The sequence below is a fragment of the Streptomyces sp. NPDC058796 genome (genome assembly GCF_042745235.1).
Classification (GTDB): domain Bacteria; phylum Actinomycetota; class Actinomycetes; order Streptomycetales; family Streptomycetaceae; genus Streptomyces.
In genome coordinates this window covers 92406-107525 of record NZ_JBHYOP010000014.1, presented here as the reverse complement: position 1 = coordinate 107525, position 15120 = coordinate 92406, and the positions used below count along the sequence as shown (strand labels likewise).

13 protein-coding genes and 1 pseudogene are annotated in these 15120 nt (G+C 72.2%); 11 read left to right on the top strand and 3 right to left on the bottom strand.

Annotation, left to right across the window (positions count from 1 at the left end):
- Window positions 1-24: 24 nt before the first annotated feature.
- The 11 genes and pseudogenes from ACFW47_RS30495 to ACFW47_RS30445 all read left to right on the top strand — a co-directional run bounded on the left by ACFW47_RS30495 (window position 25) and on the right by ACFW47_RS30445 (window position 12495).
- On the top strand, window positions 25-960 hold the full coding sequence (locus tag ACFW47_RS30495) for a carbohydrate ABC transporter permease (protein WP_386282305.1): 936 nt from the start codon (window positions 25-27) through the stop codon (window positions 958-960).
- Window positions 957-1856: a carbohydrate ABC transporter permease gene (locus ACFW47_RS30490; RefSeq protein WP_386282302.1), complete on the top strand. Its 900-nt coding sequence runs from the start codon at window positions 957-959 to the stop codon at window positions 1854-1856. Before ACFW47_RS30495 ends, ACFW47_RS30490 begins: the two co-directional genes overlap by 4 nt.
- On the top strand, window positions 1853-3010 hold the full coding sequence (locus ACFW47_RS30485) for a Gfo/Idh/MocA family protein (RefSeq protein ID WP_386282300.1): 1158 nt from the start codon (window positions 1853-1855) through the stop codon (window positions 3008-3010). The genes ACFW47_RS30490 and ACFW47_RS30485 overlap by 4 nt, the downstream gene beginning before the upstream one ends.
- Entirely contained in the window at window positions 3007-3852 is an 846-nt protein-coding gene (locus ACFW47_RS30480) for a PmoA family protein (RefSeq protein WP_386282297.1), read from the top strand. Before ACFW47_RS30485 ends, ACFW47_RS30480 begins: the two co-directional genes overlap by 4 nt.
- Window positions 3849-5384, top strand: coding sequence for a family 43 glycosylhydrolase (locus ACFW47_RS30475; RefSeq protein WP_386282294.1), 1536 nt, complete (start codon window positions 3849-3851; stop codon window positions 5382-5384). Before ACFW47_RS30480 ends, ACFW47_RS30475 begins: the two co-directional genes overlap by 4 nt.
- Before the next feature lie 38 nt (window positions 5385-5422).
- Window positions 5423-6478, top strand: a pseudogene (locus ACFW47_RS30470) (polysaccharide lyase family 1 protein); the annotation flags it as partial.
- Between the two features lie 61 nt (window positions 6479-6539).
- Window positions 6540-7904 carry an ABC transporter substrate-binding protein gene (locus ACFW47_RS30465; protein WP_386282292.1) on the top strand — a complete coding sequence of 455 codons (1365 nt, stop codon included), beginning with the start codon at window positions 6540-6542 and terminating at the stop codon, window positions 7902-7904.
- A gap of 147 nt (window positions 7905-8051) precedes the next feature.
- Window positions 8052-8852, top strand: coding sequence for a rhamnogalacturonan acetylesterase (locus ACFW47_RS30460; protein ID WP_386282290.1), 801 nt, complete (start codon window positions 8052-8054; stop codon window positions 8850-8852).
- Between the two features lie 34 nt (window positions 8853-8886).
- Window positions 8887-10221 (top strand): polysaccharide lyase family 1 protein, encoded by a 1335-nt coding sequence (locus ACFW47_RS30455; RefSeq protein ID WP_386307714.1) that lies wholly within the window; start codon window positions 8887-8889, stop codon window positions 10219-10221.
- 77 nt (window positions 10222-10298) lie between these two features.
- The gene (locus ACFW47_RS30450) at window positions 10299-11423 is read left to right on the top strand and encodes a pectinesterase family protein (protein WP_386307713.1); all 1125 of its coding nucleotides are present in this window, start codon (window positions 10299-10301) and stop codon (window positions 11421-11423) included.
- Complete coding sequence (locus tag ACFW47_RS30445; RefSeq protein WP_386307711.1) at window positions 11407-12495, top strand: dienelactone hydrolase family protein; 1089 nt, start codon at window positions 11407-11409, stop codon at window positions 12493-12495. Before ACFW47_RS30450 ends, ACFW47_RS30445 begins: the two co-directional genes overlap by 17 nt.
- A 121-nt stretch (window positions 12496-12616) precedes the next feature.
- Here the strand turns inward: ACFW47_RS30445 and ACFW47_RS30440 are convergent, their stop codons facing one another.
- The 3 genes from ACFW47_RS30440 to ACFW47_RS30430 form a co-directional block, all read right to left on the bottom strand.
- Window positions 12617-13450: a pectate lyase gene (locus ACFW47_RS30440; protein WP_386282281.1), complete on the bottom strand. Its 834-nt coding sequence runs from the start codon at window positions 13448-13450 to the stop codon at window positions 12617-12619.
- A gap of 102 nt (window positions 13451-13552) precedes the next feature.
- Window positions 13553-14410 carry a hypothetical protein gene (locus ACFW47_RS30435; RefSeq protein ID WP_386307710.1) on the bottom strand — a complete coding sequence of 286 codons (858 nt, stop codon included), beginning with the start codon at window positions 14408-14410 and terminating at the stop codon, window positions 13553-13555.
- Complete coding sequence (locus tag ACFW47_RS30430; RefSeq protein WP_386307709.1) at window positions 14407-14973, bottom strand: SigE family RNA polymerase sigma factor; 567 nt, start codon at window positions 14971-14973, stop codon at window positions 14407-14409. Before ACFW47_RS30430 ends, ACFW47_RS30435 begins: the two co-directional genes overlap by 4 nt.
- Between the last annotated feature and the right edge of the window lie 147 nt (window positions 14974-15120).

The following is a 15120-nucleotide window of genomic DNA, read 5'->3' as shown; positions in this document are numbered from 1 at the left end:
GACGTACCAGAACGGAGAACTGTCATGGCCCAAGCCGCAGCCGTGGCGAAACCGCCCGCGCCACCCCGGCGGCGCCGTGCCTCCGCCACACCGCGCAGGCTCCCGTACCTGCTGATCGCACCGGCCGCCCTGCTGATGCTGGGCTTCATCGCCTACCCGGTCATCAGCGTCTTCTACTACAGCCTGCAGGAGTACAACCCCACCAAGCCGTGGCGGAACGGCTTCGCGGGCCTCGACAACTTCACCAGGATCTTCACCGAGGACCCGGTCTTCTGGGACACCCTCGTCTTCAGCGCCAAGTGGGTCTTCGTCGAGGTCGGACTCCAACTGCTCTTCGGCCTGGCACTGGCGCTCATCGTCAACCAGACCTTCGTCGGCCGGGGCATCGGGCGCGCCCTGGTCTTCTCCCCCTGGGCCGTCTCCGGCGTGCTGACCTCCGCGATCTGGGTGCTGCTCTACAACTCGCAGACCGGCATCACCCGTTACCTCGCCGACCTCGGCATCGGCGACTACGGCACCAGCTGGCTGTCGGACACCTCGACCGTGTTCTCGGCCGCCGTCGTTGCCGACCTGTGGCGCGGAGTGCCCTTCTTCGCGATCCTCATCCTCGCCGACCTCCAGTCCGTCTCGAAGGACCTGTACGAGGCCGCCGAGGTCGACGGTGCGAGCCGGTTCAAGCAGTTCTGGCACATCACGCTGCCGCACCTGAAGGACGCCATCATCCTGTCCACGCTGCTGCGCGCCGTGTGGGAGTTCAACAACGTCGACCTGCTCTACACCCTGACCGGCGGCGGACCCGCGGGAGTCACCACGACCCTGCCCCTCTACATCGCCAACACCAGCGTCGACGCCCACGACTTCGGCTACGCGTCGGCCCTCACCACGGTCGCGTTCGTGATCCTGCTCTTCTGCTCGATCGTCTACCTGCGGCTGAGCAAGTTCGGAGGCGAGAACAAGTGATCACCAAGGAGGCCACCGCGCCCGCCCCCGCGCCCGCGCGGGCCGACCACGAACCGCCCCGGCCGGCGAAGAAGCGCCGCCCGGCCTGGGACGAGGTCCCCCGCTGGCAGATCTACCTGCCGCTCGGCGTCTACCTCGTCTTCACCCTGGTCCCGTTCTACTGGATCCTGCTCTTCGCGCTCCGCCCGGCGGGCTCCACCTCGCTGGTGCCCTGGCCGATGACCTTCGACCACTTCGAGAAGGTCTGGACGGACCGGGCCTTCGGCACCTTCTTCGAGAACAGCGTCTACGTCGGCCTCGCGACGCTGGTGATGACCACGCTCGTCGCCCTGGCCGGCGGATACGCCCTCGCACGGTTCGACTTCAAGATCAAGCGGGCCTTCATGCTGGCCCTGCTCTGCTCCCAGTTCGTGCCCGGCGCGCTGCTGCTGGTGCCGCTGTTCGAGATCTTCGCCGAACTCCAGATGATCAACTCACTCGGCAGCGTCATCATCGCCGAGACGGTCTTCCAGCTGCCGCTGTCGATGATCCTGATCAGCAACTTCATCAAGAACGTGCCGTACTCCCTGGAAGAGGCCGCCTGGGTCGACGGCTGCGGGCGGATGCGGGCCTTCCTGGTCGTCGTCCTGCCGCTGCTGCGGCCGGGCCTGATCGCCGTCGGCTCCTTCGCCTTCGTGCACTCCTGGAACCACTTCCTGTTCGCCCTGATGTTCCTCAACAACCAGGACAAGCAGACCATCCCGGTCGGCCTCAACACCCTGATGAGCGCGGACAGCGTCGACCTCGGCGCCCTCGCCGCCGGCGGCATCATCGCGGCCGTACCCGTCGTCCTCGTCTTCGCCTTCATCCAGAAGTGGCTGATCACGGGCTTCAGCGCGGGGGCGGTGAAGGGATGAGCCCGGTCCCCGTCGTCCTCGCCGGCGCCCGCGGTCACGGCCGCTGGCACGTCGCCAACATCCGCCGCCTGGAGCGGGCGGGACTCGTCCGGCTGGCGGGCGTCTGCGAGCTGACCCCGCTGACCGAGGAGGAGGCCGGCGGAGAACTCCCCGAACAGTCCGCCGACTTCGGCGCCCTGCTCGACTCCACCGGCGCCCGGATCGCCGTGATCTGCACGCCGATCCCCACCCACACCGACCTGGCGCTGACCGCCGCCCGCCGTGGCGTGCACCTGCTGCTGGAGAAGCCCCCGGCGCCGTCGTACGCCGACTTCCGCCGCATGGCCGACGGGGTCGCCGAGGCCGGGGTGGCCTGCCAGGTCGGGTTCCAGTCACTGGGCTCGCACGCCGTGCCGGCGATCCGCGCGCTGATCGCCGAGGGCGCGATCGGGGAGGTCGTCGGCATCGGCGGGGCCGGGGCGTGGGTGCGCGACGAGGCCTACTTCCGCCGGGCGGCCTGGGCGGGCCGGCGACGGCTGGACGGTGCCGACGTCATCGACGGTGTACTGACCAACCCGCTCGCGCACGCCGTCGCCACCGCACTCGCCCTCGGCGACAGCACCCGCGCCGAGGACGTCACCGGCATCGAGACCGAGCTGAGCCACGCCAACGACATCGAGGCCGACGACACCTCCTGCGTACGGATCGGCACCACGCGCGGCCACCGCGTCACCGTCGCCGCGACCCTGTGCGCGGAGCGGGCGGACGAGCCGTACGTCCTAGTGCACGGGAGCAGCGGCCGCGTCACCTTCTGGTACAAGCAGGACCGCGTCCTGCTCCAGCGCGGCGGCCACGGCCCCGAGGAGTACGACCACGGCCGCACCGACCTGCTGGAGAACCTGGTCGCCCATCTCACCGACGGCACCCCGCTGCTGGTCCCGCCGGAGGAGACCGGTGCCTTCATGCGGGTCGTCGAGGCGATCCGCCGGGCCCCCGACCCCGACCGGCTGCCCGACGCCGCCTGGCGCCGCGTCCCCGGTGAGGCCCGCCGCGTGGTCCCCGGCATCGACGGCCTGGTGGCCGCCGCAGCCGACACCCTCTCCCTCTACTCGGAGCTGGGCGCCCCCTGGGCGCCGCGCACCGAGCACCCGCTGAGCGAGGTGAGCACCCGATGACCGGCCACGACTCCCTGATCCTGCGCGTGGGGGGCCGCCCCGTGGGCCGCTACGTCACCCGGCCCGAACTGCCCGCCCGGCTCTCCCCACGCCCCTACCTGCACCCCGTCACCACCCTGGCCGGCACGGCCGTGACCGAGTTCAGCCCCGCCGACCACCTCCATCACCTCGGCGTCGGTGTCGCCGTTCCCGACGTCGAGGGGCACAACTTCTGGGGCGGGCGCACCTACGTACGCGACCGGGGGCCGACCGAGCTGGACAACCACGGCACCCAGCGGCACACCGCCTTCCAGCTCCGCGACCCCGACGGCTTCGTCGAGGAGCTGCGCTGGGTCGCCGCCGGCACCGAGCTGCTGCGCGAGCGCCGCACCGTCGCCGCCACCGGTCTCACCGCCACCGCCTGGGCGCTGGACTTCACCTTCTCCCTCACCAACGTCACCCCGGGCCCCCTCACCATCGGCAGTCCCGCCACCAACGGGCGCCCCGGCGCGGCGTACGGCGGCTTCTTCTGGCGCGCCCGCAAGGAGGCCACGGCGCCCCGGGTCTTCACCGCCGACCGCGAGGGCGAGCGCGAGGTCCACGGCGGGCGCGCCGGCTGGCTCGCCCTGGCCGGCGGCACCTGGTCGCTGGTCTTCGCCGGGGCCACGGAGCAGACCCGCCGCGACCCGTGGTTCGTGCGCACCGAGGAGTACCCGGGCGTCGGCTCGTCCCTCGCGTACGACGAACGGCCGGCCATCGCCCCCGGCGACACCCTCGTGCGCCGGATCGTCACCGTCGTCGCCGACGGCCGCCTCGGCCCCGACGACGCCGCGACCCTCGTACGAAAGGCGGTGAGCCCGTGACTCCCGAGACTCCCGTGCCGTCGAAGACCCCGGACACGTACACCAACCCCGTCCTGGACGCCGACTGGTCCGACCCGGACGTCGTCCGCGTCGGTGACGACTTCTACCTGACCGCCTCCAGCTTCGGCCGCGTCCCCGGCCTGCCGCTCCTGCACTCCCGCGACCTGGTCAACTGGACGCTGGTCGGGCACGCCCTGCCCCGCCTGGAACCGGCGGAGGCCTTCGCGACGCCCCGCCACGACTGCGGCGTCTGGGCCCCGTCCCTGCGCCACCACGCCGACCGCTTCTGGATCTTCTGGGGCGATCCCGACCACGGGATCTTCCAGGTCAACGCGCCCGAGATCCGCGGCCCGTGGACCGCGCCGCACCTGGTGAAGGCGGGCAGGGGCCTGATCGACCCGTGCCCGCTGTGGGACGAGGAGACCGGTGAGGCCTATCTCGTGCACGCCTGGGCCCGCTCCCGCTCCGGGATCAAGAACCGCCTCACCGGCCACCGCATGCGCCCCGACGCCACCGGACTCCTCGACGAGGGCAAGGTGATCGTCGACGCCGACCGCATCCCCGGCTGGTTCACCCTGGAGGGCCCCAAGCTCTACAAGCACGACGGCCGGTTCTGGATCCTGGCGCCCGCCGGGGGAGTGGAGACCGGCTGGCAGGGCGCCTTCCGCGCCCGCGACTTCTTCGGTCCGTACGAGGAGAAGGTCGTCCTCGAACAGCGGGACACCGACGTCAACGGCCCCCACCAGGGCGGCTGGGTGCGCACCGGAGCCGGCGAGGACTGGTTCCTGCACTTCCAGCAGCGCGGGGCGTACGGCAGGGTGGTCCACCTCCAGCCGATGACCTGGGCGGAGGGAGGCTGGCCGGTGATGGGCGACGACGGCGCCCCGGTCACCGAGCACGCCCGCCCCGCCCTGCCCCCGCAGCCGCCGGCCGCGCCGGCGACCGACGACGACTTCCCCGGCGGACGGTTCGGCCGCCAGTGGTCCTGGACCGCCAACCCCCGCGACGGCTGGACCACCCAGCACTCCGGGGACGGGCTGCGGCCGGTCTGCGTCCGCTCGGCCGACGCGCACGACCTGCGCAGGCTGCCGAACGTGCTCACCCAGCGGCTGCCCGGCGTCCCCTCGGTCGTCGAGGTCGACCTGCGCCTGGACGCCGAGGAGCCGGGCGCGCGGGCCGGGCTGGCGGTGCTCGGCGACGCCTACCGCTGGCTCGGGCTCCAGCGGGACGCGGACGGAACCGTGCACCTGGTGCACCGGTTCGCCGAGACGGTCGCGGAGGCCGAGCGGGACGCCGACCACCCGCGCCCCGCCCCCGAGGGCCGGGTGCGGCTGCGGATCGAGACCGTACCCGGCGCGCGCTGCCGCTTCTCCTGCGACCTGGGCGACGGGTACCGCCCCACCGGCCAGGAATTCGCCGCCACCCCGTGGCGCTGGGTCGGCGCCCTGCTCGGCCTGTTCGCACTCGCGCCCGCCGGCGAGGGACACGCCGGCACCGCCACCTTCACCCGGTTCCGGATCGGACCCCGGTAACCGCCGACCTCATCCGTACGCCTGTTGGGAGAGCCGCAATGACGCACCTCCGTAGCAAGCGCTTGCCGGGCACGGGTCCCGGCCGGGCGCTGGCCGCCGTACTCGGCCTGGTCGCCGCTCTGGCGCTCGGCACGGCCGGGGAGGCACAGGCCGCCGGTCCGGGCCAGGAGACGGGTTCCGCCCGCCACTTCGACCGGCCGCACGGCTTCGCCTCCCTCGCCGGCGGCACCACCGGCGGAGCGGGCGGCGAGGTCGTCACCGTCACCGACCAGGCCGGGCTGGCGAAGTACGCGGCGGCGGACGAGCCGTACGTCATCCGGGTGGCGGGCTCGATCGCGGTCGCGCCCTTCGGCTCGGACATCGTGGTCGCCTCCGACAAGACGATCATCGGGGTCGGCGACACGGGCGAGATCGTCCACGGCGAACTCCACCTGAACCCGGGCACGCACAATGTCATCATCCGCAACCTGACCATCCGCGACAGCTACGTAGAGGGCGACTGGGACGGCAAGACCACCGACTTCGACGCGATCCAGATGGACTCCGTCCACCACGTCTGGATCGACCACAACCGCCTGGCGCACATGGGTGACGGACTGCTCGACATCCGCAAGGACAGCGAGTACATCACCGTCTCCTACAACCGGTTCGAGAACCACAACAAGGCGCTCGGCATCGGCTGGACGGACAACGTCCGCACCCAGATCACCATCGACCACAACTGGTTCACCGGCACCAAGCAGCGCAACCCGTCCGCCGACAACTGCGCCTACGCGCACCTGTACAACAACTACCTCTCGGCCCAGGTGGCCGACGGCGACCCGCAGTGGACGTACGGGAACTGGGCGCGCGGCGCGACCCGGATGGTCATCGAGAACAGCTACTACGACGGCGTCCAGCACCCCTACCGGGCGGACGCCACCGCGGAACTGGTGCAGCGCGGATCGATCCTGAAGGAGACGACCGGCCGCCACGACGCATGGGGCGACGCCTTCGAACCGGGCGACTTCTACGCGTACCGGCTGGACCCGGCGGCCGCCGTCCCGGCGCTGGTCAAGCGCTTCTCCGGGCCGCAGAAGCACCTCGGCACCGACGCACACACCCACTGATCCCCCCCCCACGTGTCCAGCACGTCCGAAAGAAGAGAGCCGACCAATGAAGATCAGCAATCGCAGCAGCAGAGGCACGCGCGCGGGCCGGACCTCCGCCGCCGTGGCCCTGGGGGCCGTACTCGCGCTGACCGCCACCGCCTGCGGTGACGACGGCAGCGGGGCGGGCGGCGACAAGGGCGCCGAGGGCAGCGGCAAGGGCAAGATCACCTTCTGGGACAACAACGGCGGTATCCGCACGGCCGTCTGGAAGGAGATCATCGCCGACTTCGAGAAGGCGAACCCGGACATCGACGTCGAGTACGTCGGGATCGCCGCCACCGAGTACCAGTCGAAGGTCGACACCGCCATCCAGGGCGGCGGTCTGCCGGACGTCGGCGGTGTCGGCGCGGCGATGCTCGCCGGTTTCTCCGCCCAGGGCGCCCTCGAGCCGCTGGACGACCGGCTCGCCAAGTCCTCCCTGAGCGGCAAGCTCAACAAGGACATGGTCGAGTCCCTGAAGGCGGCCGGCGGCGGCGACGGCACGCTGTACTCGGTGCCGACCTCCGCCAACAACGGCGTCCTCTACTACCGCACCGACCTGTTCGACAAGGCCGGGCTGGACGCGCCGACGACGTGGGACAAGTTCTACGAGGCCGCCGAGAAGCTGACCGACGAGGACAAGAACGAGTTCGGCTACACCATCCGCGGCGGGTCGGGATCGATCGCCCAGGCGCTCGACGCGATGTACGGGCAGTCCGGCATCACCTCGTTCTGGAGCGAGGACAAGAAGACGACGACCGTCAACGACCCGAAGAACGTCGAGGCGCTGGAGAAGTACGCGGCCCTCTACAAGAAGGTCACGCCGGCCGCCGACGTCAACAACGACTTCGCCAAGATGGTCGCCCAGTACGACTCGGGCACGATCGGCATGCTCAACCACAACCTGGGCTCCTACCAGGACCACGTGAAGGCGCTCGGCGTCGGGAAGTTCCGCGGCATCCCGCAGCCGGTCGGCGCTTCCGGCAAGCGGGTCCAGGTCTCCAACCCGGTCGACGGGCTCGGCATCTTCAAGAGCTCCAAGAACAAGGAGGCCGCCTGGAAGTTCGTCGAGTTCGCCACGTCGCACGAGCAGAACTCGCGGTTCAACGAGTCGGCGGGGCAGGTGCCGTCGAACACGGAGGCCGCGAAGGACGCGTGGATCCAGAAGGCGGAGCCGACGAAGCTGGCGGCGGAAGCGCTGAACGACGGGTCTACGACCATTGTCCAGCTGCCGTACTACCTGCCGGACTGGAACACGCTGTCCAAGTCGGAGAGTGAGCCGGGGTTCCAGAAGGTGCTGCTCGGTGAGATGAGCGCGAAGGACTTCTTGGACGGGCTGGCCGAGAAGCTGAATGAGGCGCAGGCCGAGTGGACCGAGCAGATGGGTTAGTTCTCACCGGGTTTCGCCGTGGGGCGGTCCGTGCTTCTCGGGCTGCGGGCCGTCCCGGGCCGGGCGCGCCCACGCGGCGGAGCCGCACATCGATACAGCCCCGCGCCCCCAGGCGACTCATCTCCCCTTCCTCGAAAGGCACCCAGCGTGGTTCTCAGCCGAAGACAAGTCACCGCGGCCGCCGTCTCGGCCGTTCCTCTGGCGGTCGCCGCCGCCGGTACCGCACGTGCCGGCGGGCGCCGCCCCCGCACCCTCTACATCGCCGGTGATTCCACCGCCGCGCAGAAGTACGCCGACGCCGCGCCCGAGACCGGGTGGGGGATGGCGCTGCCCTTCTTCCTTCGCAAGGACCTCCGGGTCGCCAATCACGCCGTGAACGGGCGGAGTTCCAAGAGCTTCGTCGACGAGGGGCGGCTGGACGTCGTCCTCGGCGCGATCGCGCCCGGCGACCTCCTCCTGATCCAGTTCGCGCACAACGACGAGAAGGCGGAGGACCCCACCCGCTACACCGAGCCCTGGACGACGTACCAGGACCATCTGCGGCTGTACGTCGAGGGGGCGCGGGCCCGTGGGGCGCGGCCGGTGCTGGCCACGCCCGTCGAGCGGCGGCGGTTCGACGCGGCGGGCGACGCGCGGCCGAGTCACGGGGAGTACCCGGCGGCGATGCGGGCGCTCGCCCGGGAGGAGGGCGTGGCGCTGCTCGACGTCCAGGCGCTGTCGCTCGCGCTGTGGCAGCGGCTCGGTGTCGAGGGGACCAAGGCGTACTTCAACTGGACCGCCACCGAGCAGGACAACACCCACTTCAACCCGCCCGGCGCGATCGCGGTCGCCCGGCTCGTCGCGCGGGAGCTGCTGCGCACACGGGTGCTGGCGCACCGGGACGCGCGCCGGCTGGACGAGGAGATTCCCGAGTCCTGGATCGACTGGCCCGCGCCGGCCACCGCGTAGCACCTCGACACTTCCGGAAAAGGAGAGCCGCACCATGAGCACATCGAGATGGCATGGGCATGCCAGCATGCGAGGCGCCGCGCTCGTCGGCTGCACCGCCCTCGTACTGAGTCTGACCGCCGCCACCGCCCAGGCCCGCCCCGGTCACCACCACCCCCGCGACGCCGCCCGGCAGACCCTGCCCGCGAACGACGGCTGGGCCTCGCACGGCACCGGTACCACCGGCGGGGCGGAGGCCGACCGGGAACGCGTCTTCACCGTCTCCACCTGGGACGAGTTCAAGGCCGCCCTCGCGGTGGAGGGCACCGCGCCGCGGATCGTCAAGGTGAAGGGCACGATCGACGCCGTGTCCGAGGGCTGCGAGGCCTTCGCCGCGCCCGGCTACGACTTCGACGCGTACCTGGAGAAGTACGCACCGGAGCGCTGGGGCCTGGAGACCGACCTGAGCGACGAGCCCGCCGACAGCCCCGAGGGACTGCGCCGCGCCTCCGCCGCACAGCAGGACGAGGCGATCAAGGCGAGCGTTCCCGCCAACACCACCATCATCGGCGTCGGCCGCGACGCCGGGCTCAAGGGCGCCAGCCTCCAGATCAAGGGCGTGGACAACGTCATCGTCCGCAACCTGACCTTCGAGAGCCCCGTGGACTGCTTCCCGCAGTGGGACCCCACCGACGGGGACAAGGGCAACTGGAACTCCGAGTACGACAGCGCCGTCGTGTACGGCTCGACGCACGTGTGGCTGGACCACAACACCTTCACCGACGGCGAGCACCCCGACAGCGCGGCGCCCACCTACTTCGGCATGCTGTACCAGCAGCACGACGGCCAGCTCGACATCGTGAAGGGCGCCGACTACGTCACCGCCTCCTGGAACGTCTTCACCGAGCACGACAAGACGATCCTGATCGGCAACAGCGACAGCGAGTCGACGGCCGTCGTCGACCGCGGTCACCTGAGGACGACCTTCCACCACAACCTCTTCAAGGACCTCGTCGAGCGCGCGCCCCGGGTGCGGTTCGGCCAGGTCGACGTCTACAACAACCACTTCGTGGCCGGCGAGGACTACTCCTACAGCTTCGGCATCGGCAAGGAGTCCCAGCTCGTCGCCGAGCACAACGCCTTCACCCTGCCGGACGGCGTCAGCCCCGCGAAGGTCCTCAAGAAGTGGAGCGAGGCGCCGGTCACCGCCGCGCACAACCGGGTCAACGGCCGCTCCGTCGACCTGATCGCCGTGCACAACGCCCAGATCCCGGACGAGACCCTCCAGTCGGGCGCGGGCTGGACGCCCACCCTGCGCACCAAGGTCCTCCCGGCCCGGGCCGTCCCCTTCGTCGTCGGCCACGGCGCGGGCGCCGGCCGCCTGCGCTGACACCCGTCCACGAACCGGGCCGGGGCGCCCGCACCGCCCCGGCCCACCCCGCCCGCGTCCCGAAGGAGAGCACCCGCATGCACCGACCCGCCCTGTCCCGCCGAGGCTTCCTCCTGACGACCGCCGGCGCGGGCGCCGCCCTCGGCCTCGCGTCCGGTCCGGCCGCCGCCGGCCCCCGCCGCCCGCGCCCCTTCGGCCGGTACGGTTCCCCGGCCGAGCGCCGCACCCCCAAGACGCTGTACGTCGACCCGCACGGCCGCGGCGACTTCACCTCCGTCCAGGCCGCCGTGACCGCGGCCGAGGGCCCCGGCTGGACGCTGGTCCTCGCACCCGGCACCTACCGCGAGACGGTGTCCGTGGCCGCCGACCGCACCGACGCGACCTGGATCGGCGCCTCCCACGACCCGCGTGACGTCGTCGTCGTGTACGACAACGCGGCCGGCACCCCCAAACCGGACGGCTCCGGCAACTACGGCACCAGCGGGTCGGCCACCACCACCGTGCGGGCCGACGGCTTCACCGCCCACCGGATCACCTTCGCCAACGACTGGCTGCGCGCCGACCACCCCGGCTTCAGCGGCACCCAGGCCGTCGCCGTCAAGGTCCAGGGCGACCGCAGCGCCTTCCACCACTGCCGCTTCCTCGGACACCAGGACACCCTCTACGCCGACAGCCGAGACCTCGGCCACTTCGCCCGCCAGTACTTCGCCCACTGCTACGTCGAGGGCGACGTCGACTTCGTCTTCGGCCGGGCGACGGCCGTGTACGAGGACTGCCACTTCCGCACCCTGGTCCGCACCGACCTGTCCGGCGCCCCGTACGGCTTCGTCTTCGCGCCGTCCACCGCGGGCGCCAACCCGCGCGGCTACCTGGTGACGCGGAGCCGGGTCACCAGCGAGGCCCCCGACGGCTACTACAAGCTGGCCCGCCCCTGGGTGCCCAGCTCCGACACCACCGCCCGCCCCATGCTCACCGTGCGCGAGACCCGCCTCGGCGCGGGCGTCGACGCGGTGGCGCCCTACGCCAAAATGCGGGACGCCCACCCCTGGCAGGAGCAGCGGTTCGCCGAGTACCGCAACACCGGGCCGGGCGCCGCGGTCACCGTGCCGGAGAACCGGCCCCAGCTCACCCGCGCCGAGACGAGCGCCCACACCCGCCAGGCGTACCTCGGCGACTGGCGGCCGTATGAGCGCCGGAGGTGATCCGCCCGGTGTGCTGCCCGGCTTCCACCCGGCGCTCAAGGACGAGCTGACCTTCCCGCTCGCCTGGGGCACCTCGCCGGTCCGGGACTTCGGGGAGTGGCGGCGGACCGCCCGTGCCACCGTGGAGGCGCACCTCCTCGTCGACCGGCAGGACGACACCCCGTACGCCCCCGAGTTCGCCGCCCGAGAGGACGGCGACGGGTACACGAGGGAGCTGGTCACCCTCTCCCTCACCCGCTACGGACGGGTCCGCGGCGCCCTGCTCACCCCGCACGGCCCCGGGCCCTTCCCGGCCGTCCTGTTCCTGCACGACCACGGCTCCCGGTTCGACATCGGCAAGGAGAAGGCGGTCCGGCCCTGGTACGACGACACCCGGCTGGCCGCCGCCGTCGACTGGGCCGGCCGGCACTTCGACGGGCGCTTCCCCGGCGACGAACTGGCCCGGCGCGGCTACGTGGTGTTCTGCGCGGACGCCCTGGGCTGGGGAGACCGCGAACCGCTCGCCTACGAGCGGCAGCAGGCCCTCGCCAGCAACCTCTTCCACCTCGGCAGCTCCCTGGCCGGGCTGCTGGCCCGCGAGGACCAGCGTGCCGCCGGCTTCCTGGCCGGACTCGACCGGGTGGACGCCCGCCGGGTCGCGGCCGTCGGCTTCTCCATGGGCGGCTACCGCGCCTGGCAGGCCGCCGCTCTCAGCGACGACGTCGCCGCCGCGGTGAGCGTGTGCTGGATGACCGGCCTCAAGGGGATGCTGGTGCCGGGCAACAACACCCTGCGCGGGCAGTCGGCGTTCCACATGCTGCACCCCGGGCTCGCCCGCCACCTCGACCTGCCCGACGTGGCGAGCATCGCCGCGCCGAAGCCCATGCTGTTCCTCGGCGGTGGACAGGACCCGCTGTTCACCGCCGAGGGCGTCCGCACCGCCCACGCCCGGCTGCGCGCCGTCTGGCACTCGCTCGGCGCCGCCGGCCGGCTGCGCACCGAGACCTGGCCGGACACCGGGCACGCCTTCCCGGGGCGCATGCAGGACGCGGCCTTCGCGTGGCTGGATTCGGTCACGGACGTCCGGTCCTGAAACGGGGAACGCCCCCGCCGGTCGTCACCGGCGGGGGCGTTCGGTGGGCCGGCCGAGTGGGGGCTCGGACGGCGCGCACCGGCCCGGGGGGGCGGGCCGGTGGTCCGACCGGCTCGGAGCGCTACTGGTAGCTGAGGTCCGAAGCGGTGAAGTCGCAGGTCCTGCCGTAGGGGCCGACCGGGGACAGCTTCCTCGGCTCCTCGCCGCTGCTGTTGCCCTCGAAGCGGACGCAGGTCTCGATCTTCCTCTTGGCGTCGCCGTGCACGCGGACGTTGCGCAGGGCCGCCGTGTCCCCGTAGTTCTGGTTGACGCCGACGATGGACTTGCCGGGCGCGGTGACGTCCACGTCGTTGACGATGATCGTGCGCTGGTACTGCTTCTCGCAGTTGCCGCAGGAGCGCACCAGCTTGCCGAAGTTCTCGACCCGGAACTTCGAGACGACGAGTTTGCCCGCGCCGTTGAACTGGAACACCTTGTCGTCGGCGTTCCTCGCGCCGCCGCCGTACACCTTGTAGACGGCGGACGCCGAGGTGCCCTTGAAGCTGGCGGCGTCCTCGCCCACGTCCAGCCACCACACGTTCTGCAGGGTGCAGGAGCCCTTGCAGTGGACGCCGTCGGCGGCGGGCGTGCCGATGATCACGTTCTTCAGCGTGGCGCCGTCGGCCAGCTCGAAGACCGGGTCCTGGCCCTCGTCCTGGCCGTCGCCGCCCAGGTCGCCGGTGCCGTAGAACTTCTTCATCCCGCCGTCGTAGGACCCCTTGACCGGGATCGTCGACGAGACGGGCTTGCTGCCGGTGTCCTCGGGCCAGGACGACGCGGCACCCGCGGTGGACAGCATCGTCGTCGTGACGATCGCCGCCCCGGTGAGGCCGAAGGCAGCGGTCCCGGCGATCACCGCCCGGCGCCCGGTGACCCGGCGGCGGTGGCGGACGCGCTGTTCAGCTCGTGCAGTCATGCCCATTTTCCTTGCGTGGGGGAGAGGAACGTTGCGCTTCCTGGTCGCCGCCGGTGGACAAAGGGTTGCCGTGACCGCCGGTCTTTTCGCGAAGCCCTTGCCTCACGAACCGCCGTCGGGGGCTGCGAAGCCGCCCCGTACCGAGAACCGGCCGGACCCGGCGGTGGCCGTCGCGGTGTAGCGGTCGGCGTGCGCGTCCCGGCCCCCGCGGTCGTGGTCGTACTGGCCGGCGAACACCCACTCGCCCGCCGGGACCGTACGGCCCTCCCTCAGCGTCCACCGGTACACCAGGAAGCCGTCCCGCTCGCCGACGGCGAGGTCGAAGTCGCCCTCGGGCAGGGAGCGCCAGGCGCCGGTCGAGGTGACCCCGCCGGTCTGCGCCACCCTCAGTTCCACGGTGAGCGCGGTCAGGGGCCCGGCGGTCTTCAGGGTGACGTTGCTCTGTGCCCAGAACTCGTTGCTGTGCGGGTCCACCGAGCCGTCCGACCACAGCGGGCCGTCCTGCACGGCGGGCGCGGGAGGGCGGGCGGTCCCGGTCGCCGTCGAGGTGGCGGCCGGCGGCCGTGAGGAGGCGGGGGTGTCCGGGGTTCTCGACCCGGGCGCGGTGCTCGGGCCCGGGTCGGACGCCGGCGGGGCGGGCACCCGGCCGGTGTCCTGCGGCGACGGTGTGGCCGCAGGGGCCGGCGAGGCGGCCACCGAACGCCGTTGGGGAGCGCCGTCCTTCACCGCGGAGGCGACCGCGTAGCCGCCGACGGCGAGCACCCCCGCCACTGCGGCCGTCGCCCCGGCCACCCGCGCCCAGCCCAGCAGCGGACGCGTCGCCCGGTGGACCGGGCGGTCCCCGCCCGACATGCCGCGCTCCACCCGGGCCAGGATGCGCGCCCGGTCGGGCCGGTGCGCACCGGCCGCCTCGTGCAGCCGGACCCGCAGCTCCTCGTCCACGTCCCGCAGCCCGGTCATCGGTTCCCTCCCGCGGCGCCACCGCTGCGCGCGATCGCCGCGTGCACCTGCCCGACGGCCGTCCGCGTGCCCAGCAGCCGCTGCAGTTCGGCCATCCCCTTCGACGTCTGGCTCTTCACCGTACCCACCGAGACCCCCAGGGCGAGCGCCGTGTCCTTCTCCGAGAGGTCGAACGCGTGGCGCAGCACCACGCAGGCCCGCTTGCGGAACGGCAGCCGGCGCAGCGCCCCCTGCACGTCCACCACACCGGCGACGTCCGGGTTCTCCGTCCTCTCCTCGCGTTGCGACCAGAACAGGGCGACCCGTCTGCGCTCGCGCACGGCGGTGCGGACACGGGTGCGGGCGAGGTTGGCGACGACGCCGCGCGCGTACGCCGCCGGATGGTCGGCCGCGCGGATCCGGTCCCAGCGGTGCCACAGGGCCAGCAGGGCGTCCGCCGCGAGGTCGTCGGCCGCGTCCGGTTCGCCGGTCAGCAAGTGGGCGAGCCGGGCGAGTTCCGCGTAGTGGCGCTCGAAGAAGGCGTGGAACTCCACGGAGGCGGCGTCGTCGACGACTGTCCCCACGGGCGGACTCTCCTCGCAGCGGCTTCCCCGGCGTCGAACAGCCGTGCGCCGGGCCGGAGTCCGGAACTGTAGCAGCGTTCGACGCACCACCCGTACGGTGCGTCGAACGCCGTATGACAAGCCGAACCGGCCGCAGCGCCTTGCCCG